This window comes from Geodermatophilus obscurus (assembly GCF_900115395.1).
GTDB classification, from domain to species: Bacteria; Actinomycetota; Actinomycetes; order Mycobacteriales; family Geodermatophilaceae; genus Geodermatophilus; species Geodermatophilus obscurus_B.
Genome location: NZ_FOWE01000009.1, coordinates 174,462 through 195,249, shown reverse-complemented (window position 1 = coordinate 195,249; position 20,788 = coordinate 174,462). Strand labels below are relative to the sequence as shown.

19 protein-coding genes are annotated in these 20,788 nt (G+C 74.9%); 10 read left to right on the top strand and 9 right to left on the bottom strand.

The features are described from left to right. The first annotated feature begins 63 nt into the window (after positions 1-63). The 4 genes from hemE (at position 64) to hemQ (ending at position 4,279) form a co-directional block, all read left to right on the top strand. Complete coding sequence (gene hemE / locus BM165_RS18495; RefSeq protein WP_083427491.1) at positions 64-1,134, top strand: uroporphyrinogen decarboxylase; 1,071 nt, start codon at positions 64-66, stop codon at positions 1,132-1,134. Continuing rightward, positions 1,131-2,495 carry a protoporphyrinogen oxidase gene (gene hemG, locus BM165_RS18490; RefSeq protein ID WP_075015015.1) on the top strand — a complete coding sequence of 455 codons (1,365 nt, stop codon included), beginning with the start codon at positions 1,131-1,133 and terminating at the stop codon, positions 2,493-2,495. The genes hemE and hemG overlap by 4 nt, the downstream gene beginning before the upstream one ends. Positions 2,496-2,537: 42 nt before the next feature. Further along, complete coding sequence (locus BM165_RS18485; RefSeq protein WP_075015014.1) at positions 2,538-3,482, top strand: hypothetical protein; 945 nt, start codon at positions 2,538-2,540, stop codon at positions 3,480-3,482. An 80-nt stretch (positions 3,483-3,562) separates the two neighbouring features. Next, positions 3,563-4,279, top strand: coding sequence for a hydrogen peroxide-dependent heme synthase (hemQ, locus tag BM165_RS18480; RefSeq protein ID WP_075015013.1), 717 nt, complete (start codon positions 3,563-3,565; stop codon positions 4,277-4,279). Between the two features lie 110 nt (positions 4,280-4,389). Here the strand turns inward: hemQ and msrB are convergent, their stop codons facing one another. From msrB to BM165_RS18460, 3 genes are read right to left on the bottom strand one after another with little or no spacing between them, the layout of a single operon-like run. Beyond that, a complete protein-coding gene (msrB, locus tag BM165_RS26330; RefSeq protein ID WP_083427490.1) occupies positions 4,390-5,211 on the bottom strand; it encodes a peptide-methionine (R)-S-oxide reductase MsrB in 822 nt (273 codons plus the stop codon). A 29-nt stretch (positions 5,212-5,240) separates the two neighbouring features. After that, a complete protein-coding gene (locus BM165_RS18465) occupies positions 5,241-5,897 on the bottom strand; it encodes a response regulator transcription factor (RefSeq protein WP_075015012.1) in 657 nt (218 codons plus the stop codon). Further along, entirely contained in the window at positions 5,884-8,034 is a 2,151-nt protein-coding gene (locus BM165_RS18460; RefSeq protein ID WP_083427489.1) for a sensor histidine kinase, read from the bottom strand. The genes BM165_RS18465 and BM165_RS18460 overlap by 14 nt, the downstream gene beginning before the upstream one ends. Positions 8,035-8,210: 176 nt before the next feature. On the opposite strand from BM165_RS18460, the gene BM165_RS18455 reads away from it, so the two are divergent. Further along, complete coding sequence (locus BM165_RS18455; protein WP_075015011.1) at positions 8,211-8,864, top strand: hypothetical protein; 654 nt, start codon at positions 8,211-8,213, stop codon at positions 8,862-8,864. A 74-nt stretch (positions 8,865-8,938) separates the two neighbouring features. Further along, entirely contained in the window at positions 8,939-9,400 is a 462-nt protein-coding gene (locus BM165_RS18450) for a hypothetical protein (protein WP_075015010.1), read from the top strand. Positions 9,401-9,473: 73 nt separating this feature from the next. On the opposite strand, the gene BM165_RS18445 is transcribed toward BM165_RS18450, so the two are convergent. Continuing rightward, positions 9,474-9,677 carry a cold-shock protein gene (locus BM165_RS18445; RefSeq protein ID WP_075015009.1) on the bottom strand — a complete coding sequence of 68 codons (204 nt, stop codon included), beginning with the start codon at positions 9,675-9,677 and terminating at the stop codon, positions 9,474-9,476. Positions 9,678-10,001: 324 nt separating this feature from the next. On the opposite strand from BM165_RS18445, the gene BM165_RS24925 reads away from it, so the two are divergent. Beyond that, positions 10,002-10,259 (top strand): hypothetical protein, encoded by a 258-nt coding sequence (locus BM165_RS24925; RefSeq protein WP_177225245.1) that lies wholly within the window; start codon positions 10,002-10,004, stop codon positions 10,257-10,259. A 72-nt stretch (positions 10,260-10,331) separates the two neighbouring features. Here the strand turns inward: BM165_RS24925 and BM165_RS18435 are convergent, their stop codons facing one another. From BM165_RS18435 to BM165_RS18420, 4 genes are all read right to left on the bottom strand, one after another. Then, entirely contained in the window at positions 10,332-11,807 is a 1,476-nt protein-coding gene (locus BM165_RS18435; protein ID WP_244274318.1) for a M1 family metallopeptidase, read from the bottom strand. 263 nt (positions 11,808-12,070) lie between these two features. Continuing rightward, positions 12,071-12,916 (bottom strand): carbohydrate ABC transporter permease, encoded by an 846-nt coding sequence (locus BM165_RS18430; RefSeq protein ID WP_083427488.1) that lies wholly within the window; start codon positions 12,914-12,916, stop codon positions 12,071-12,073. Further along, entirely contained in the window at positions 12,913-13,869 is a 957-nt protein-coding gene (locus BM165_RS18425) for a carbohydrate ABC transporter permease (protein ID WP_143108226.1), read from the bottom strand. Before BM165_RS18425 ends, BM165_RS18430 begins: the two co-directional genes overlap by 4 nt. Positions 13,870-13,930: 61 nt before the next feature. Continuing rightward, entirely contained in the window at positions 13,931-15,208 is a 1,278-nt protein-coding gene (locus BM165_RS18420; protein WP_075015007.1) for an ABC transporter substrate-binding protein, read from the bottom strand. 206 nt (positions 15,209-15,414) lie between these two features. Between BM165_RS18420 and BM165_RS18415 the strand changes: the two genes are divergently transcribed. After that, positions 15,415-17,025, top strand: a complete 1,611-nt coding sequence (locus BM165_RS18415; protein WP_075015006.1) for a Na+/H+ antiporter — start codon at positions 15,415-15,417, stop codon at positions 17,023-17,025. A gap of 508 nt (positions 17,026-17,533) precedes the next feature. Further along, positions 17,534-18,682 carry an ABC transporter ATP-binding protein gene (locus BM165_RS18410; RefSeq protein WP_177225244.1) on the top strand — a complete coding sequence of 383 codons (1,149 nt, stop codon included), beginning with the start codon at positions 17,534-17,536 and terminating at the stop codon, positions 18,680-18,682. 253 nt (positions 18,683-18,935) lie between these two features. Here the strand turns inward: BM165_RS18410 and BM165_RS18405 are convergent, their stop codons facing one another. Continuing rightward, positions 18,936-19,412: an inorganic diphosphatase gene (locus tag BM165_RS18405; RefSeq protein ID WP_075015004.1), complete on the bottom strand. Its 477-nt coding sequence runs from the start codon at positions 19,410-19,412 to the stop codon at positions 18,936-18,938. A 150-nt stretch (positions 19,413-19,562) separates the two neighbouring features. Between BM165_RS18405 and BM165_RS18400 the strand changes: the two genes are divergently transcribed. Beyond that, positions 19,563-20,627, top strand: coding sequence for a CDP-glycerol glycerophosphotransferase family protein (locus tag BM165_RS18400; protein WP_075015003.1), 1,065 nt, complete (start codon positions 19,563-19,565; stop codon positions 20,625-20,627). Positions 20,628-20,788 lie beyond the last annotated feature (161 nt).

Here is a 20,788-nt window from a genome sequence, read left to right as displayed (position 1 = left end):
GCCGCGCGCGGGACCCGGCCGGCCGGGGGCCGGGGCACGCCCGGTCTGGGAGGATCGACCGTCGTGAGCACCGCACCCGCCGTCCCGCCGTCCCCCGCCGACTCGGACCTGGTCCGCGCCGCGCGCGGACTGCCCGTCGACCGGACGCCGGTGTGGTTCATGCGGCAGGCCGGCCGCTCACTGCCCGAGTACCGGGCCCTGCGGGCGGGGACGGCGATGCTGCAGGCCTGCCAGGACCCCGACCTGGTCACCGAGATCACCCTGCAGCCGGTCCGCCGGCACGGCGTGGACGCCGCGATCCTGTTCTCCGACATCGTGCTGCCACTGGTGGTGGCCGGGGTCGACATCGAGATCAAGCCCGGCGTCGGCCCGGTGGTCGCCAGCCCCGTGCGCACGGTCGCCGACGTCGACGCGCTGCCGGGCCTGGAGCCCGACCGGCTGGACTTCCTCGCGACGGCGGTGCGCCGGCTGGTCGCCGAGCTCGGGCCCACGCCGCTGATCGGCTTCGCCGGCGCGCCGTTCACGCTGGCCACGTACCTGATCGAGGGCGGCCCGTCGAAGGAGCACGCCCGCACCAAGGCCTTCATGTACGCCGAGCCCGAGGCGTGGACCCGGCTGCTGGAGCGGCTGGCCGTCTCCGCGGCGACCTTCCTGAGGGTCCAGGTCGACAACGGGGCCTCGGCGGTGCAGCTGTTCGACTCCTGGGCCGGCGTGCTGTCGGCGGCCGACTACGCCGCCCGCGTGCTGCCGCACTCCCGCGCGGTGTTCGACGGGCTCGGCGACCGCGAGCGGGGGGAGCGCGACGTGCCGCGCGTCCACTTCGGCGTGGGCACCGGTGAGCTGCTGCCGCTGCTGGGCGACGTCGGTGCCGACGTCGTCGGCGTCGACTGGCGGGTGCCGCTCGACGAGGCCGCCCGCCGGGTCGGGCCGCAGCGGACGCTGCAGGGCAACCTCGACCCCGCCGTCCTGCTCGCCGACCGGGAGACCGTCGACCGCGAGGTCCGCCGCGTCGTGGAGCAGGGCCGCGCCGCCCGCGGGCACGTGTTCAACCTCGGCCACGGCGTGCTGCCCGAGACCGACCCCGGCGTGCTCACCCACGTCGTCGAGCTGGTGCACGAGCTGTCGCAGCGATGAGGCTGGTCGTCGTCGGTGCCGGGATCACCGGCCTGACCGCCGCCTTCGCCTGGTCGCGGCAGCGGCCCGGCGACGAGGTGGTCGTCGTCGAGGCCGGCGGGCGCACCGGCGGGAAGGTCGACCGCCTCGAGCTGGCCGGCACCTGGTACGACACCGGGCCCGAGGCCGTGCTCGCCCTGGTGCCCGAGGCGCTCGAGCTGGTGGGGGAGCTGGGGCTGGCCGACCGGCTGGTCCGGCCCTCGACCACCCAGGCCTCCATCGTCCTGCCCGACGGCCGCCACCCCCTGCCGCCGGGCACCGTGCAGGGCGTGCCGACGTCGGCCGACGGGCTGGCCGGGGTGCTCACCCCCGAGGGCGTCGCGCGGGTGCGCGCGGAGGCGGAGCTGCCGCCGCTGCGGCTCGACGGCGACGTGTCGGTCGGGCACCTGCTGCGCGCCCGGCTCGGCGACGAGGTGGTCGACCGGCTGGTCGAGCCGCTGCTGGGCGGGGTCTACGCCGGCCGCCCCGACGACCTGTCGCTGGCCGCCACCATGCCGGCGCTGGCCGCCCAACTGGCGCACGCCGACTCGGTGCTCGCCGCCGCGCTGGCCGCCCGGGACGCCGGCGCGCGCAGCCGCGGCGACGCCGACGGGCCGGTCTTCGTGACCGTCGCCGACGGCATCGGGTCGCTGCCGGAGGCGCTGGCGGCCGCGTCCGGGGCACACGTCCGGCTGCGCACGCCGGCGCACGCCATCCGCCGGGCGCACGGACGGCTGGAGGTCGCCGTGGGTCCGGTGGCGGCGCCGGAGGTGCTCGAGGCCGACGCGGTGGTCCTCGCCGCGCCGGCGGGGAAGGCCGCGCGGCTGCTCGCCGGGGTCGCGCCGGACGCCGTCGAGCCGCTGCGCGGCATCCCCTACGCGTCGATGGCGGTGGTGGCGATGGCCTTCCCCGCCCAGCCCGTCGCCGCCGGGTCGGGGCTGCTGGTGCCGCCGGTGACCGGCCGGCTGGTCAAGGGGGTCACCGTGTCGTCGTCGAAGTGGCCGCACCTGTCCGGCGACGGCCTGCTGCGGGTGCGCGCCTCGGTGGGCCGCTACGGCGACGAGTCGCAGCTGCAGCGCGACGACGACGACCTCACCGCCGCGGTGGTCGCCGACGTCGCCGACCTGCTCGACCTCGACCGCCGCGAGCCGGTGGAGGCGCACCTGGTGCGCTGGGGCGGCGGGCTGCCGCAGTACCTGGTCGGGCACCCGCAGCGGGTGGTGGCGATCCGGGAGGCCGTGGCCGCCGTCCCGGGCCTGGCGGTGGCCGGCGCGGCCTACGACGGGGTCGGCGTGCCGGCCTGCATCCGCGGCGCCCGCCGTGCCGTCGACGCCCTCGCCTGACCCGGGTTGCCGCCCCGGCCGCCGTCGGCGCAGGGTGGCCGCATGACCGGATCCGTCGCACGGGGGCTGGCCGCGGGCGCGGTGGGCACGACCGTCCTGCAGACCGTGACGTACCTGGACGTGCTGTGGCGCGGGCGGACGCCCGGGGCGGTGCCGGAGCGCGTGGTCGACGCGCTCGCGGCGCGCCTCGGCCGGAAGACTCCCGACGGGCACCGGCGGGCCGCGCTCGGGGCACTCCTCGACGTCGGCACCGGGCTGGGCGTCGGCGTGCTGGCCAGCGCCACGCGGTCGCACGGTGCGCGCTTCTCCGGCCCGGCCGGTGCCGTGGTCACCGGGGCGGTGGCGATGGCGGCCGCCGACGGCCCGGCCGCGGCGCTCGGCGTCACCGACCCGCGCACCCGGAGCGCCGCGGACTGGGCGGCCGCTGCGGTACCGCACCTGGCCTACGGCGCCGCGCTGCACGGCGTCGTCTCCGCGGTGCCGACGGCGCGCGAGCAGCGGGACCGGCGCACCCCGGCGCCGGCCGGGCTGGTGCTGCGCTCGGCCGTGCTGGGCGTGGCCACCGGCGGCCGCAGCTCCCTCGCCCTGGCCGGGCCGGCGCTCACCGACCGGCGCACGCGGCCCTCGATCCGGGCCGGGGCGCTGGCCGCCGTCGGCGGGGAGCTGGTGGCCGACAAGCTGCCGGGCACCCCGGCGCGGACCAGTCCGCAGAGTCTGCCCGCGCGGCTGCTCGGCGGGGCGGGCGGTGCCGGGCGGCTGGCCGGCCGGGAGGGGGCCAACGCGGCGGTGCCGGTCACCGTGGGCCTCCTCGGCGCGCTGGCCGGCTCGTTCGGCGGGGTGGCCTGGCGGCGCTGGGCGTCGCGGCGGGTGCCCGACTGGCAGGCCGCGCTCGTCGAGGACGCGCTCGCCCTGGCCCTCGCCGCGGCCGCCTGCGTGCCCGGCCGCACGAACGGCGGGCGGGCGCGGCTGCGCGTCGTCCGGGCCTAGCGGGGCCCGGTCCCGGGACCGTCGGTGCTGAGACCGGGATCCCACGGCGCCGGCCCCCGCCGGCGCGGGATGATGGGGGCATGAGCGAGGAGACCGGGACGAAGAGCGTCGGCAAGCGGGCGAACGAGCTCAACGCGACCATCCGCTACACGATGTGGTCGGTGTTCCGGCTCGCCCGGTCGCTCGCCGACGAGCAGCGGACCGCGGCCGCCGAGGAGGTCGCCGGGCTGTTCGAGGAGCTGGCCGGCAAGGGCGTCGTCGTCCGCGGGACCTACGACGTCGCGGGCCTGCGTGCCGACGCCGACCTGATGGTCTGGTGGCACGCCGAGACGCCGGACGCGCTGCAGGAGGCCTACACCCGGCTGCGCCGCACCGCGTTGGGCCGCTCGCTCGAGCCGGTGTGGTCGCAGATGGCGCTGCACCGCCCCGCGGAGTTCAACCGCAGCCACATCCCGGCGTTCCTCGCCGACGAGGAGCCGCGGCGCTACGTCTGCGTCTATCCGTTCGTGCGGTCCTACGAGTGGTACCTGCTGCCCGACGAGGAGCGGCGGGACATGCTCAAGGAGCACGGCATGCAGGCCCGGCCCTACCCGGACGTGCGGGCCAACACCGTCGCCTCGTTCGGCCTCGGCGACTACGAGTGGATCCTCGCCTTCGAGGCCGACGAGCTGCACCGCATCGTCGACCTCATGCGCGACCTGCGGGCCAGCCGCGCGCGCCGGCACGTCCGCGAGGAGATCCCCTTCTACACCGGCATGCGCAAGCCGGTCGCCGAGCTGGTCCGCGACCTGGCCTGACGCGGGGGCCACGCACGATCAGGTGAGCTGATCGTGCTGCGTCCTGGCTCACCGTGGGAGGTGAGCCAGGACGCGCTGCGGCGATCCCACCTGATCGTGCGCGCAGGGGCTCAGGCCTCGGCGGGCTCCAGCCGGATGGACACCGAGTTGATGCAGTAGCGGTCGCCGGTCGGGGTCTGCGGGGCGTCCTCGAAGACGTGCCCCAGGTGGCTGTGGCAGGTCCCGCAGAGGACCTCGACGCGGACCATGCCGAGGCTGCGGTCCTCGCGGAGCACCACGTCGTCGGCGGCCGAGGGCTCGTAGAACGACGGCCAGCCGCAGTGCGAGTCGAACTTGGTCCCCGAGCGGAAGAGCTCGGCGCCACAGGCACGGCAGGTGTAGACGCCGACGGTCTTCGTGTCGACGTATTCACCGGTCCACGGGCGCTCGGTGCCGGCCTGCCGCAGCACGGCGTACTCCTGCGGCGAGAGCTGCGCCCGCCACTCCTCGTCGGTCTTGGTCACCCTGGGCTGGGGAGTGGTCGTCATGCCAGGGGGAACGGCCCCGGCCGGAGGCGGATTCCCCGCCCCCACCAGCCGGGCGAGCACGCCGGCCGGGTCGTGCAGGACGACGAAGCCGCCGGCCACCACCCCCGCCGTGCCCGGGTCGGCCGGGAGGGCGGCCCAGCCCTCCGGCGCGAACCCCAGCTCGACCACCGGCCCGCCGGGCAGCCCGAGGCGCCGCTCGAGCAGCGGCCCCCACCGCCGCGTCCGCAGGTCGGTCCACCCGGCGCCGAACAGGCCCGGCACCCACGCCGCGCCCGTGTAGCCGTCGCGGTCGCGGGTGAGCACGACGACGTCGACGTCGGAGTCCGGCCCGGCGGTCCCGCGGGCCTGCGACCCGGCCAGCCCGACGGCGACGACGTCCGGCCGGCCGGCGGCCCAGCGCACCACGCGCCCGACGACGTCGCGGACCTCCGGTGTCAGCGCCCCAGCCCCGCCTCGCGGGCGCGGACGATGGCCTGCGCGCGGTCGGTGACCTGCAGCTTGGTGAGCACGTTCGAGACGACGTTGCGCACCGTCTTCGGCGACAGGTACAGCGCCGCGGCGATCTGCGCGTTCGAGCGCCCGGCGGCCACCAGCCCGAGCACCTCGCGCTCGCGGGCGGTCAGCTGCGGGAACGCCGTCTCCGGGCCGGCAGGGCCGGCGGTGAAGAACTCCGCGATACGCCGGGCCAGCGCCGCGCCGAACACCGCCCCGCCGGAGGCGACGGTGGTGATCGCGCGGACCACCTCCTCCTGGTCGGCGCCCTTGAGCAGGTACCCGCGCGCCCCGGCCCGGACGGCGGCGAAGACCGTGCCGTCGTCCTCGCTCATCGTCAGCACCACCACGCCGACCGACGGGGTCTCCGCGGCGATGCGGCGGGTGGCCTCGATGCCGTCGAGCACCGGCATCTGCACGTCCATCACGACGACGTCGGGCAGCTGCTCGCGCACGACCGCGACCGCCTCGGCACCGTCGGCCGCCGTCCCGACCACCTGCAGGCCGGCCACCGAGCCGAGCAGCATCGCCAGCCCGTCCCGGTAGACCGGGTGGTCGTCGGCGACGACCACCCGCAGCGGCTCGTCAGGCTCGGTCACCGGATCCCCCTCCCTGGGCGGGCAGCACCGCCCGCACCCGCGTGCCGCCCTCCGGCGGGCAGCTGACCGTGCAGTGTCCGCCGAGCTCGGCGGCCCGCTCGCGCAGGGACACCAGCCCGACGCCGGCCGCGCGCCCCGGCGGGATGCCGACGCCGTCGTCGGCGACCTCGACCACCAGGTCGCCGCCGGCGCGGGACAGGCGCACCCGCGCGCGGGACGCGGCCGCGTGGCGGGCGACGTTGGCCAGCGCCTCCGACGCGATCCGGTAGGCCGCCACCTCGACGGCGGCGGGCAGGTCGGCGACCCCGTCGGCGTCGACGGTGACCGTCACCGGCGGCGCCAGCAGCCGCTCGGCCTGCTGGCGGACGGCGCCGGCCAGGCCGAGGTCGTCCAGCGCCGGAGGGCGCAGGTCGTGCACCAGCCGGCGGACGTCGGCCAACGCGGCGGCGACGTCGTCGCGGGCCTGGCGCAGCAGCCGGTCGGCGTCGTCCGGCCGGGTGGCGGCCAGGTTGCGGGCGGTGTCGATGCGCAGCACGACGGCGCCCAGCGACGGGCCCAGGCCGTCGTGCAGGTCGCGGCGCAGCCGGCGGCGCTCCTCCTCGCGGGCGGTCACCAGGGACTCGCGGCTGGCCTGCACCTGCGCGGCCAGCGACCCGGCCCGCGCGGCCGCGGCGGCCTGCCGGACGACGTCGGCCAGCAGCCGCTCGCCGCGGGTGACCAGGTGCGCGCGGACGCCGTCGCGGGGGAGCAGCAGGCGGCCGACCTGCTCGCCGCGGTAGGCGATGGGCAGCGGCGTGACGACGGCGGGCCGGGTGCCGTGCTCGGCGACCAGCCGGCCGCCGTCGGCGGAGTCGACCTCGACGCCGACGTAGGGCACCCGGAACGCCTCGGCGATGCCCGCGGCGACCGCCATGAGCTGCTCCTCGGCACCGTCGGATCGCTCCAGCCGCTCGGCCAGCCCGGAGACGACGCGGTAGGGGTCCTCCCGCTCGCCGAGCACCCACCGGCGGACCAGCCGCCACAGCGGGTCGCGCAGCGGGACGTAGACGACCGCCACGAGCAGCAGGGTGAGCAGGGTGGCGTCGCGCTCGCCCAGCGCGTCGCCGAGCAGCGCGCCGGCGGCACCCAGGACGGCGAGGTCGAGCAGCACGACCCCGACGGCGAGCCCGCCGTAGACCAGGGTGGCGCCGAGCAGCCGGTCGACGTCGACCGCCTGCGGCTGCAGGACGCCGACCGCGACCGCCGCCCCGGTGAGGGTGACGGCGAGCGACAGCCCGAACGACGCCTCGTCGCCGGGGAGGAACAGGATCGCGACCATGACCAGGAGGTCGATGACCGCGGCCCAGAGCAGCCACCGCATCCGCCGCCGGTCCTCGCCGCCGGACCGCCGGTACCGGCCGACGACGACCGCGACCGGCACCACCACACCGAGGACGGCCACCGGGAACGCCAGCCGCAGCAGGGGCAGCGCGATCGCTCCGGGCAGCGGCAGGCTCGTCGGGTCGAGGTCGAGGTCGAGGTCGCGGAACACCTCCGGCACCCGACTGCCGGCCCGGGCGTCGGCGATCTCGGACGGCACGACCATGAGCAGCGTGGGCAGCAGCGCCGTCGACGCCAGGCTCAGCACCGCGACCGGGCGCCAGCGGCCGGTGGGCAGCCGGCCGTCGGGGTAGAGCAGGAGCAGCAGCGGCAGGCCCAGCAGCAACCAGGCGCCGAAGCGGTTGACGAACCAGAAGGACGCCGTGGCCCCGGCCAGCGGCGGGTCGTGCCGGACCGCGAACGTCAGCCACGACTGTGCCAGGCCGTCGAGGGCCCAGAGCAGTCCCGTCAGGCCCAGCACCCACGAGACGGCGTGGCGCGGCACGCGGCGCAGCAGGAGCGCCGCGGGGACGGCGAGCCCGACGCCCGGGAGCCCGACGGTCCAGCCGGGCGTCGCCGCGGCCGCCTCGCGCGCCGCGGCCGGGGTCAGGACGTCGAGCAGGGCGGCCCCCGCCGCTGCCGCGACGGTGACCGCGACGACCAGCCACCCGAGCAGCCGGAGCCCGGGCGCGGCGTCCCTCGGCTCCGGCTTCGGCTCCGTGGGGGAGGGGGCCTCGGGTGGCGTCGCGCGCCCGGTCACCGGGGCCTGGGTGTGCACGCGGGCGATCCTCGCCGACTCCCGTCCCGGCCGTCAGGAGGCAGGTGTCTCGTGTCCCCCGGGACGGCGAGCGGGACCGGATCGGGGGCGGCGCGCCCTGGCTGCCCGGGACGGCGCCCCGAGACGGTTCTCCCAGGCGGTGCGCAGGGCACCGCGACCACGACCCGGGAGACGAGATGTCCCTCAGCACCACCCCCGCCCCCGCCCGCACCGACACGGCGGCGACCGCCCGCGGCGGCGCACCGGCATCCGTGCCCGTCGCCACCCGCACGGTCCGCCGCGCCGGCATCGCGGTGGCCACCGGTTCGCTGGCCTGGGCCGCCGCCACCCTCGCCTTCGGCATCGACTCCGCGACCGCCTGGCAGGACCTGGTCTACGAGCTGACGGCGCTGCTGTTCCAGCTCGGCCTCGTCGCCCTGGTCGCCGTGCAGTTGCGGACGGGGGCGACCGGCACCGGCCGGCTGGCCCGCTTCTTCCTGCACCTCGAGCACGCCCTGCTGGGCTTGGCGATGCTGTCGACGCTGAGCTCGGCGTTCCTGCCGCAGTACGCCGAGGAGGGCTGGTACCTCGCCCTCGACGTCTTCTGGCCGCTGTCGATGGTCGGCATGTTCTTCATCGGCATCCGCATCGCGATCGCCGGCCGCTGGACCGGCGCCGCGCGTTGGTGGCCGATGGTCGCCGAGAGCTGGGCGCCGGTGAACATCCCGGTCGCGCAGATCGCGCCGGAGCTCATGGCCTACACCGCCGGCGGTCACCTGCTGGTCGGGTACGTGGCCCTCGGCGTCGTCCTGGCCACCCGGCCCGAGCTGACCGGGGCCCGCGACCACTGAACCGCCCGCCGGCGCCCCGCCACCCCGTGCACCCGGGTGGCGGGGCGCCGCCGCGCGCGGCGGAGACTGCCCGGGTGAGCGCCCTCGACCGGCCCCTGCCCGACACCTGGTTCCACCGCGACCTGCCCGTCCTCCGCGCGGTGGCGCGGCTGGTCGACGGCCCCGAGCACGGCGGCAACCCCTATCTCGGCCAGGTGGTGCCGGCCAGCGGCCTGCCGAAGCCCGACGTGCTGGCCGCGGCCCGCGTGCTGGCCGCCGCCGGCTACGTCGAGGTGCTCACGACCTACTCGGGGGAGATCGTCCGGTTCACCGGGATCTCGCCGGAGGCGCGCCGGCTGGCCGGGCTCTGGCCGACGCCGCAGTCGGAGTGGGAGCGGCTGGTGGAGCAGGTGACCACGCGGGCGGCGAACGCCCCGACCGACGTCGAGCGGTCCCGCTGGCGGGCCCTCGCCGACGCCGCGAGCGCCGTCGGGGCCGACGACGGCGCGCTGCTGATGTCCGCCCTCATCGGTGGGTACGTGCCGCGCGCCCGCTGAGCCCGGCCGGCCCCGGACACGACAGCGCCCCCGCCCGGCGGACCGGACGGGGGCGCTGTGCTGATCTAGAGGATCAGAGCGGGGTGACGTTCGCCGCCTGCGGACCCTTCTGGCCCTGCTCGACGTCGAACGAGATCCGCTGGCCCTCATCGAGCGAGCGGTACCCGCTGGACTGGATGGCCGAGTAGTGGACGAACACATCCGGTCCGCCACCGTCAGGGGTGGCGAAGCCGAACCCCTTCTCCGCGTTGAACCACTTGACAGTTCCTTCGGGCATTGCTCGCTCCTAGCTGCGTTGGTGCATCGGGGTCCTGCCAGAGCGCAGGGCCTTCCCGACGCGTCGACCCTAGCCGTCCGGAGCCCAGCGTGGGGGACCGGGGCTGCGACGTGCGGATCCGCTCGTGTCCGGCCGGTGCCGGACGGGGAACCTCGATGACTGCGCCGGGCCCGCTCACACCCCGGACGGCCGGGTCCCACCCCGACGGGTGAGCGGGAGGCGTCTTGCGCCGATCGTGCGGTTGCAGCGCGCCACCGCTGCGGGAGCGCGCCCACGGTCGGCGGGTGCCGGGGAGCGACCCGGCCCGACCCGAGGAGCACCGTCATGGGGTCCGCCGCGCCCGCCACCCGCACGCCCCTGGTGCTGGTGGAGCTGGCCGACCCCGGCCACGACCCCGACCCCGACCCCGGCCACGACCCCGGCCACGACCCCGGCCACGGCCCTGGCGCCGGCCCCGGCGCCGGGCGCCCCGGGACCGGCGACGAGCCGGCCACCCTGCTGGGCGAGGTCCTGCGCTCGATGGGCACGGCCGCCGCCCTGGCGCACCGCCTCGGCGCGCACGCCGCCCTGCTGGCCGACTGAGCCGGCCCGCCGGGTCCTGACCCCCGCCACGGGGGAGGGGGTCAGGACCCGGGGGCGCTCACCGCTGGCCGGTCAGGGCGCGGGTGCTGGCGCCGGGGCCTGCTCGGGCAGCCCGGCCGGGCGGCCCGCTGTGTAGAGCCACGCGGTGAACAGCTCGTCGAGCTCCCGGCCCGACACCTCCTCGGCGAAGGCGACGAACTCCTCCGTGGTCACCGTCTCCCCGGCGTTCGACTCCGCCCACCCACGCAGGATCGTGAAGAAGGCGTCGTCGCCGACCTCCGTGCGCAGGGCGTGCAGCGTCATCGCGCCGCGCTGGTAGACCGCCGGGTGGAACAGCTGGTCGACCGCCGGACCCGGGTCACCGATGGTGACCTGCCAGAAGTCCGGTCCCAGCTCCTCGTCGGAGAGCGTGGCCAGGAAGTCGAACTCCTGCTGCGGCGTCGAGAGGCCCTCGTGCTCGAGCCACAGCCACTCGGCGTAGGTGGCGAAGCCCTCGTTGAGCCAGATGTCCCGCCAGAGGTCGAGGCGCACCGAGTCGCCGTACCACTGGTGGGCGTACTCGTGCGTGACGACGACCTCGGCGAACACCGGGTCGACGAAGAAGAACGGCGCGTAGATCGGCCGGGTCTGCGTCTCGAGGGCGAACTGCAGGTCCGGGGTGTCGTCGACGATGCCGCCGGCGGCGCTGAACGGGTAGGGCCCGAAGTGCTCCTCGAGGAACCCGATGATCTCCGCCTGCCGGCCGAGCGCGTGGTCGACGACCTCGCCGACCAGCGGTCCCTCGGTCTCCGGGTCGGCGTCGAAGGTGGCCAGGTCGGGGTCGACGGCGTCCCAGAAGGCCAGCCCCTCGGCCTCGTAGGCGCGCAGGTCGAACTCGCCCACGGCCAGCGTCACCAGGTAGGGAGCCATCGGCTCGTCGGCAGACCACGCCCACGTGGTCCAGCCGTGGTGCGTCCACGAGCCGCACAGCACGCCGTTGGAGACGCCCTCCAGGCCCTCGGGGACGGCCACGCGCACGTCCACCGACGCGGCGTCCCGCGGGTGGTCGTTGGCCGGGAACCAGGTCGCCGCGCCGTGCGGCTCGCCGGCGACCACGGCGCCGTCGTCGGTGTGGATGAACCCGGAGATGCCCAGCGCGTCCTCCTGGGTCTGCGGGACGCCGTCGTAGGTCACACCGACGGTGAACTCCTGGTCCTCGCGGAGCGGGCGGTGCGGCGTGATCACCAGCTCCTGCCCCTGACGGCTCCACACGGCCTCCTGCCCGTCCACCTCGACCGAGCGGACCTCCAGCCCCTGCAGGTCGAGGTCGAAGCTGGACAGGTCCTGGGTGGCGTGCGCCGAGACGGTCGCCGTGCCCGCGAGGACGTCGGTGGCCGGGTCGTAGCGCAGGTCGAGGTCGTAGTGGTCGACGTCGTACCCGCCGTTGCCGTCGAGCGGGTAGTACGGATCGCCGATGCCCGGCGCCCCGGGTTGCGGATCCCCGCCGCCGCCTCCGTCCGCCACGGCCGTGCCGGTGCCCATCGCCACCAGTACGCCCGCTGCCGCCACTGCCGTGAGTTTCCGGGTCACGCCCGTCCCCGTCCGTGAGTCGTGGGTTGGTCCCTGAACGGGACGAGGGGACTCTCCCTGGACGGTTCTCGCGAGGCTCCTGTGAGCGGAATCACAGTCCGCCCCGCTGGTCGACCCGGACGGCAGCCGGGCGGCTACCCAGAGTCCACCGGATGCGGAGCCGGGAGCGAGGGCACGATGCGCCCGTGACCTCGCCTTTCCCGTGGTCACGGACCTCCGGCGGACTCTCGTCCCGTGTCGGCTCAGCCCTTGACGGCTCCGGACAGGAAGCCCTGGGTGACCTGGCGCTGCAGGACGACGTAGAGCACGACCACCGGCAGGATCGTGATCAGGGTGCCGGCGGCCAGCGGGCCGATGTCGACCGAGCGGCCGCCGATGAACAGGTACAGGCCCAGGGTCAGTGGCCGGTACTCCCCGCCGGGCATGTAGAGCAGCGGGACGAGGAAGTTGTTCCACTGCTGCAGGAAGGTGAAGACGGCCAGCGCGCCCATGCCGGAGGTGACCAGCGGCACCATGATCCGCAGGAAGAGCTGCCACTCGCTGGCGCCGTCCATCCGGGCCGCCTGCTCCAGCTCGCTCGGCAGGTCGGAGAAGAAGGCCCGCATGAACCAGGCACCGAACGACAGCTGGGTCGTGGCCAGGACGAGGTTGACCCCGATCAGGCTGTCGAGCAGGCCCATCGACCGCATCTGGAAGTACAGCGGCACCATGTAGGCGAAGAAGGGCACCAGCAGGCCGAAGACCACGACGTAGAACGCGGCGGTGCGCCCGGGGAACGGCAACCGCGCGAACGCGTAGCCGGCCATGGTCGAGAGCACGACCACGATCAGCGTGCTGGGCACGCTGAGCAGGAGGCTGTTGAGCAGGTACTCGTCGAAGTTGCCGACCGTCCAGGCCGTCTCGAGGTTCTCCAACGAGAAGCTGCTGAAGAGCCCGAACGGGTTGGCGCGCACGTCCTGGGTGGTCTTCAGCGTCGTCGACACGACGAGGACCACGGGGAACAGCGTCAGGGCGGCGAGCAGGGCGAGCACGACGGTGCGCCCCGCGCCCGGCCGGCCGGTCACGTAAGCCCGCTGCGGCCGGCTCACGCCCCTCCTCCGTCCAGGGCGGCCCGCCGCTGCAGCCGGTCGAGCCACACCGCGACCGGCACCGCCAGTGCCGTCACCACGAGGGCGAGGGTGGTGCCGTAGCTGATCCGGCTGAGCTGGAAGGCGTTGCTGTAGGCGTAGGTGCCGAGGACCTCCGTGGCGTTCGCCGGGCCGCCCCCGGTCATCACGAAGACGAGGTCGAAGACGGCGAACCCGCCGATGAGCGTGAGCGCGGTGACCATGAGGAAGACGGGCCTGATCTGGGGCAGGACGACGTAGCGCAGCCGCTGCAGGTACCCCGCGCCGTCGAGCATGGCCGCGTCGACCTGCTCGGTGTCGACGTTGCGCAGCGCCGACAGGATGATCACGAAGACGAAGCCGGTGGCCGTCCACACCGCCGTGGCGATCACCGCGTAGAGGGCGGTGTCCGGGTCGCCGAGCCAGCCCCGGGCCAGCCCGCCGAGGCCGACCGCCTCGAGCCCGCGGTTGAGCCAGCCGCGGGTGGGTGCGTAGATCCAGCCCCACACCACGCCGACTGCCACCTGGGGCAGCACGTACGGGAGGAAGAAGACGATGCGGTAGAGGGTCGAGCCGCGCCGCACCCCCCACAGCAGCAGCGCCAGGGTCAGTCCCAGGACCAGTGGCCCGACGGTGCCGAGCACGATCCAGATCAGGTTGTTCCAGGCCGCCGCCCACACCTGCCGGTCCTGCGCCAGCTCGGTGAAGTTGCCGAGGCCCACCCACGGTGGCGTGACGTCGAGGCCGTCGAAGTCGACGAAGACGTAGTAGACGGCGTTGAGCACCGGGAAGACGAGGAACACCAGCATCAGCGCCACCGCCGGCGCGACGAGCAGGACGCCCAGGCGGGCCTGCTGCCGGCGGGTGGCCGCCGAGACGCCCAGCCGCGCCGGGCGCCGTCCCCGGCGGCCCGGCCGCCCCGGCGCGGCGGGCACCGCTGTCACCGTCGGGGCGGGCGCCGCGCTCACGCCGGCCCCCCGCCGCCTCCGCCCGGGCTCACTGCTCGGACGCCGCCTGCAGCGCGGCCGCCACCTCGGCCGGTGTCGACTGGCCGGTCAGCACGGCCTGGACGCCGTCGAACATCACGTCGTTGAAGGCCTCGGGCATGAGGACGTCGATGTTGTAGCCGAGCCCGCCGCCGCCCTCCGACAGCGCGGAGACCTCCTCGAGCACCTGCGCCAGCAGCGGGTCGACGTCGAGTCCCGCGGTGTCCACGGGGCGGGCCGGGATGGTCTGCAAGTTCTCCACCACCCACTGGGCGTGCTCCTCGGAGGCCAGGAAGTCCAGCAGTTCGATCGCGCCCTCGGGGTTGTCGGTGTTGGCCGAGACGAAGGGGCCCGAGCCCAGGCCGCTGGCGAAGACGCCCTCGCCGTCCGGCGCGGGGAAGGGGACGTAGCCGGACTCGAAGTCCGCGCCGATGGCCAGGTCGTTCACGAACCAGCTGCCGGTGGGGATCATCGCCGCCTCGCCGGAGATGTAGAGGGCCGTCATGGTGTCGTAGTCGATCGACACCGGCGACTCCCCGAGCCACCCGTTGGTGTTCGCCTCCTGCCAGAAGGTGAGCGCGTCGACGACCTCCGGGGACTCCCAGGAACCCTCGCCGGCCAGCAGCGCCTGCATGCCGTCGGATCCCAGGGCGCTCGACAGCGCCATGCTCAGCAGGTGGCTGCCCGGCCAGCCCTCCTGGTCGCCGAAGGCCATCGGGACCAGGCCCGCCTCGCTGATGGTCCGGCAGGCGGCGCGCAGCTCGTCGAGCGTCCGGGGCGGGTCGATGCCCACGTCTGCGAGGACCTGGGTGTTGTAGTAGAGCCCGACCGTCTCCAGCTCACCGGGGATGCCGTACACCCTGCCGTCGTAGGTGACCCGCTCCTTGGCGAAGTCGTAGACCTCCCAGCCGTTCTCCTCGTAGGCGTCGGTGAGGTCGTACAGCAGTCCCGCCTCCGCGAGGGCCCCGCCGCTGCCCGGGCCCGAGCCCCAGCTGATGACGTCGGGGCCGTCGTCGGCGCGCAGCTGCGTCTGGAGCACGGTGCGCATGGTGTCGACGTCGAGCTGCTGCACCTGGACGTCGATGCCCGAGGACTCCTCGAAGTCGGCCAGGTGCTCCTCGAGCCGGGTGAGCTCGTCGGCGTCCTCCAGCTGCTCGATGAGGTAGCGCAGGGTGTTCGCCCCGTCGCCGCCACCGCCGCCACCGCCGTCGTCGGAGCCGGTCTGGCCGGTGCAGGCCGTCGCCAGCAGGCACGCGGACACCATCAGGACCTTCGGGGAGGAGCGCACGGACTGGCCCTTTCGACGTCGTGAGGACCGCGGGTCGCGCGGAGCGCGCATCGTCCGTCGGGGCGGGAGACGGCGTCAAGGAACGGGCAGTTCCGTCACCGACCCGTGACCGCGGGCCGCCCCCTGCCCACGACACCCAGGGTCCGTCGCGGGGCCGGGATACTGCTCGCGGGGGAGCGACCCCCGGGCGACCCCGAGGAGGCTCCATGGCGACGGACGGGACGACCCTGGCGGCCGCGGCGGACAGCGCGGTCACGGTCGGGGGCCTGTTCGAGATCCTGGGGCTGGTCGTCATCGTCGTGGCCGTGGCGGCGCTGAGCCGCCGGGTGCCGGTGGCCGGCCCGATCCTGTGCGTGCTGGTCGGCTTCGCGCTGTCCTACGTGCCCGGTGTGCCGGAGTACCGGATCGACCCCAACGTCGTGCTGCTGCTCTTCCTCCCGCCGCTGCTGTACTCCGCGGCCTGGCGGACCTCGAACCGGTCGCTGCGCGCGAACCTGCGCCCCATCGCCCTGCTGTCGGTCGGGCTGGTGCTGTTCACCACGCTCGTCGTCGGGCTGGTGGCCTGGGCGGTGGTCCCCGGTCTCCCGCTCGCCGCGGCGTTCGCGCTCGGCGCGATCGTGGCCCCGCCCGACGCCGTCGCCGCGACGGCGGTCGCCCGGCGCACCGGCCTGCCCCGGCGGGTGGTCAGCATCCTCGAGGGCGAGAGCCTGGTGAACGACGCGACCGCGCTGACCACGCTGCGCGTGGCGATCGCCGCGGTCGCCGGGTCGGTGACGGTCATGGACTTCGCCGGGGAGTTCGTCCTCGCCGCGGCCGGGGGAGCCGCGATCGGGCTGGCCACCGCCTGGGTCGCCGCGCAGCTGCACCGGCGCAACGACGAGCCGATGATCGACGTCGTCCTCACCCTCCTGACGCCGTTCACCTCGTACCTGCTCGCCGAGGCCGTGCACGCCTCCGGCGTCGTCGCCGTGGTGAGCACCGGGCTGTGGCTGAGCACCCGGTGGTACCGCACCTTCTCCGCGGCGTCGCGGACGCTGGCCGACCCGCTGTGGACCGTCATCGACTTCGTCCTCACCGGGCTCGTGTTCGTGCTCATCGGCCTGGAGCTGCCGGCCATCCTCGACGGCATCCGGGGCCTGCCGCTGGGCACCGTCGTCGGCAGCGCGGTCACCGTGACGCTCGCCGTGGTGCTCAGCCGCGCGCTGTGGGTCTTCCCGGCGACCTACCTGGCGCGGCTGGTGCCGCGCGTGCGCCGGCGCGACCCGGCCCCGCCGTGGCAGTTCCCCGCCGTCATCTCCTGGGCCGGCATGCGCGGCGTCGTCTCGCTGGCGGCGGCCCTGGCCTACCTGGAAGGGGTGCCGCAGGGCGAGCTGCTCACGTTCATCACGTTCGTCGTCGTGGTCGCCACCCTCGTCGGGCAGGGGCTGACGCTGCCGTGGCTGATCCGGCGGCTGGCGCTGCCGGGACCCAGTGCCACCGAGGACGCGCTGCAGGAGGCCGCCGTCCAGCACGAGGCGGCCGAGGCGGCGGTCGAGCGGCTCGACGAGCTCGTCGCCGGCGACGGCGAGGTGCCCTCGGAGGTGGTCGACCGGCTGCGGGACAAGGCCGAGATCCGGGGGCTGTTCGCCTGGGAGCGGCTCGGCAGCCAGGACCGCGAGCTGCCGTCGCACGCCTACCGCCGGCTGCGGCGGGAGATGCTGGCCGTGGAGCGGGCGGTGTTCCTCCGCGCGAGGGACGAGGGCCGCATCGAGGAGGAGGTCCTCACCGACATCATGCGCGAGATCGACACCGAGGAGCTCCTGCTCAGTCGCGACTGACCGCGGCTCCCGGCCGGCCCCTGGGGTGGGTGAGCTCATCCAGGGGCGTCGGCCGGTCACGGAGGGTCAGCCGATGGCTGGAGTGCCGCACCGGCCGGCTCTCCGGCTCGATCGTCCCCGCGCCTTCCCGGCGGCCCGGAGCTGAGGCCGGGAGGGCGAGCGGGATCCGGGAGCGCTGTTCGGAGCAGCAGGACCGCGGGTCGCGCGCGAGCAGGGGCGGGTCATCGGGCGGTCCCCGACCCGGAGCGGTCGTTGGGCAGCGTCGCTGCGTCGGCGCCCGGGACGTGCCGAGCCCCCGACCCGCGGGGGCCGGTGCTGCGGGCCCGCGCACGACCTGAGGCGGACCATGCCGATCAGCCGGCCGCTCCGCACCACGGGTGCTGCTGCCGCGCAGCTCGCCACCCCGTCCTCGGTGCACACTCCCTCCCACGGGGCGATCGGGCGGGGAGACCGGGCGGGACGATCTGGCGGGACGAGGCGGCGGGCGGGACCGATGACGGATACGGGCGTGGACGGCGTGACCGTGGTCCGCGGCGGCGCGACGGTGCTGCGCGACGTGACGCTGCTGGCGGCCGACGGCGAACTGATCGTGGTGCTGGGCTCGTCGGGCAGCGGCAAGACGACGCTGCTGCGGGTCGTCGCGGGGCTCGACGGGGTCAGCTCCGGTGAGGTGCTGATCAGGGGCCGCCGGGTCACCAGGCTGCCGTCCGGTGAGCGACACGTGGCCATGGTGTTCCAGTCGTCCGCCCTGCTCCCGTTCCTCGACGTGGCGCACAACCTCGGGTGGAGCCTGCGTGTGCAGCACCGGCCGGAAGCAGAGGTGCAGGAGCGGGTCAGCGGCCGGGCTCGGCAGTTGCGGCTCAGCCGCCTGCTGGGCCGTCGACCGGGCCAGCTGTCCGGGGGCGAGCGAGGCCTGGTCGGCATCGGCCGGGCGCTCGTGCAGGTCCCGGACGTCCTCCTGCTCGACGAGCCGCTCGGCGACCTCGACGCCGTGCAGCGCGTCGAGGTGCGGCGTCAGATCGTCGAGGTCGCCCGGTCCCTCGGCGTCCCGACGTTCTACGTCACGCACGATCCGGCCGAGGGTCTGGCGATCGCCGATCGGGTCGCGCTGCTGCACGAGGGCCGCATCGTGCAGGTGGGCAGGCCCAGGGAGTTGTACGAGCGGCCGGTGGACCTGTTCGTCGCCGAGTTCATCGGCGCCCCGCAGATCGGGCTGCTGCCCGCCCGGCTGGTGTCCGCCGGTGGACAGGCCGGGTTCCGGGTGGGCGCCCGGACCCTGCCCCTGTGGCAGGCGGTGCCACCGCCGCTGCTCGGCCACGTCGGCCGTGAGGTGGTCCTCGGCCTGCGTGCCGAGGACGTGCACCCCGCCGAGGCCGGGCGTGACCCGGACGCCGTCGCGCTGGACGCGGTGGTGAGCCACGTCGAGTACACCGGACGGCAGAACGTGGTCGCGGTCCAGGTGGAGGCAGCGCCGGACGACCCGGGCGGCGGGCTGCTCGGAGGCGGTCCCTCCGGCGGCACCCTGCACTCCTTCTTCCCCCCACGGGCGGTGATCCGCTCCGGGGACGCGGTGCGGATCACCGTCGACGCCACGCGCGCGCACGTCTTCGACCCCGCCACGGGTCGGGCGCTGCTGCACCCGCCGGATCGTTCCTGAGCACCATCCATCGAAGGCCGGACTACTCGTCTGCGCCGGCCGGCTTCCTGGCGCGATCGGGCTGCACCCGCATCGCGCCCGGCATCTCCGGGAGCGGAACCCGGAAGCGCTGTCCAGAGCGGCGAAACCGCAGGCGGCGCGAGCGCGAGTGGGTGGGTCATCAGGTGAGTTCGCACCCCCGGATCTGCGCGAGTGCCCGTCCGTGCCTCCCGGGTCCTGAGTCTCGCGCCGCCGTCGAGCCGGCCACCCCGACTCAGCCGCGGGCCCGCTGGAGAGTCTCGATGGCGACGTCCACCCCGTCCGAGCCGGCGAAGGAGACGTCCTTGCCCGGATCGAGGTCGCGGTAGATGTCGAAGAAGTGCGTGATCTCACGTACCAGGTGATCCGGCAACTGCCCCAGATCCTGCACCTCACGGTACGCCGGATCACCCATCGGGACGCAGACCAGCTTGGCCTCTCGGCCGTGGCCGGTGCGCACCCAGATCACGCCCACCACCCGGGCCCGCACCCGAACACCGGGGTAGGTGGGCTCGACCATGAGCACCAGAGCATCCAGCGGCTCGCCATCGGTGCCGACCGCGCCCGGGATGAAGCCGTAATCGGCGGGAAAGGCGAACGCGCCCGGCAGGCGCCGATCGAAGCGCACCACTCCCTGCTCGTCGACTTCGTACTTGTTGCGGCTGTTGCGCGGCGTCTCGATGACGATCTCGACCTCGGAGTGTGCAGCCACTCGCGCAGTGTCCCGTGCCGGAAGGCGGCGGATCGACGGTCGGACGCATCGCACGCCTGTCCGTGGTACGGCCGGAACCGGCAGCGACCAGGACGGCCCCGGAACAAGCGCCGGTCCACCGTGCGGACGCGGGCAGGCGATGATGCACCCGTGCGCTTCGTCTACAACTCGTTCTACGGCCGGTACTCCGACAGTCCGCGGGCCATCTACGAACGCCTGCTCGGGATCGAGGGTGACCACAGCCACGTGTGGCTGGTAGGGGAAGGACACGAACACAGCTTCCCGGCGGAGGCCGACACCGTGACGATCGGCAGTGAGGAGTGCCGCGCGGCCCTGGAGGGGGCGGATGCCGTGGTCAGCAACACCTACCTGGAGTTGGACTGGACCAAGCGCCCAGAGGCGGTGTACCTCCAGACCTGGCACGGCACCCCGGTGAAGCGGATCCACTACGACGCGCCCGACATCGGGCCGGAGAACCGGTTGGCCCTCCTGGACGTCGACGTCGCCCGCTGGGACTACCTGCTCTCGCCGAACCACCCCAGCACCGAGCGGCTGCGGAAGGCGTTCCGGTACGAGGGCACGGTGGTGGAGACCGGCTATCCGCGCAACGACCTGCTGCTCGCCGGCGACCGGGATCGCCGTCGGGCGGACGTGCGAGCGGAGCTCGGTCTCGACGACGGCACCACGGCCGTGTTGTACGTACCGACGTGGCGCGACGACGAGTACTACGCCCAGGACGTCGCCCTCGGCCTGGACGTCGAGCAGTTCACCGACAACATGGGTGAGGGCTGGTGCCTGCTGCCCCGGATCCACTACTACATGGCCGATCGCTTCGCGCTGCCGCAGAACGACCCGAGGGTGCGCGACGTGTCCTACTACCCGGACATCCGTGACCTGTACCTGGCCGCCGACGTCATGGTCACCGATTACTCCTCGGCGATGTTCGACTTCGCCGTCACCGGCAAGCCGATGATCTTCTACACCTACGACCTGGCCCACTACCGGGACTCGGTGCGGGGGTTCTACTTCGACTTCATCCCCGAGGCGCCCGGGCCGGTGGTGGAGACGATGCCCACGCTGCTCGACGCGCTGTCCCGGCTGGACGCCACGCAGCACGAGTACCGGGACCGGTATGCCGCCTTCCGGGAACTGTGGTGCCACCTGGAGGACGGTCACGCCACGGACCGGGTGATCGACCTCCTCCGGGGCCGGTGACTGGCGAGAGCGGGACGGCACGTCCTGTCCTTCTCGGCCGCCACCCAGGCAGCACCGGCTTGTCGGGCGGGCTGGGGATCTCGACGCCGTCGGTGGGGGCCTTCTCCAGTTCTCCTTCAGTGACCAGCCAGCGGCAGGACCGGCGCATCCCGCGCAGCCGG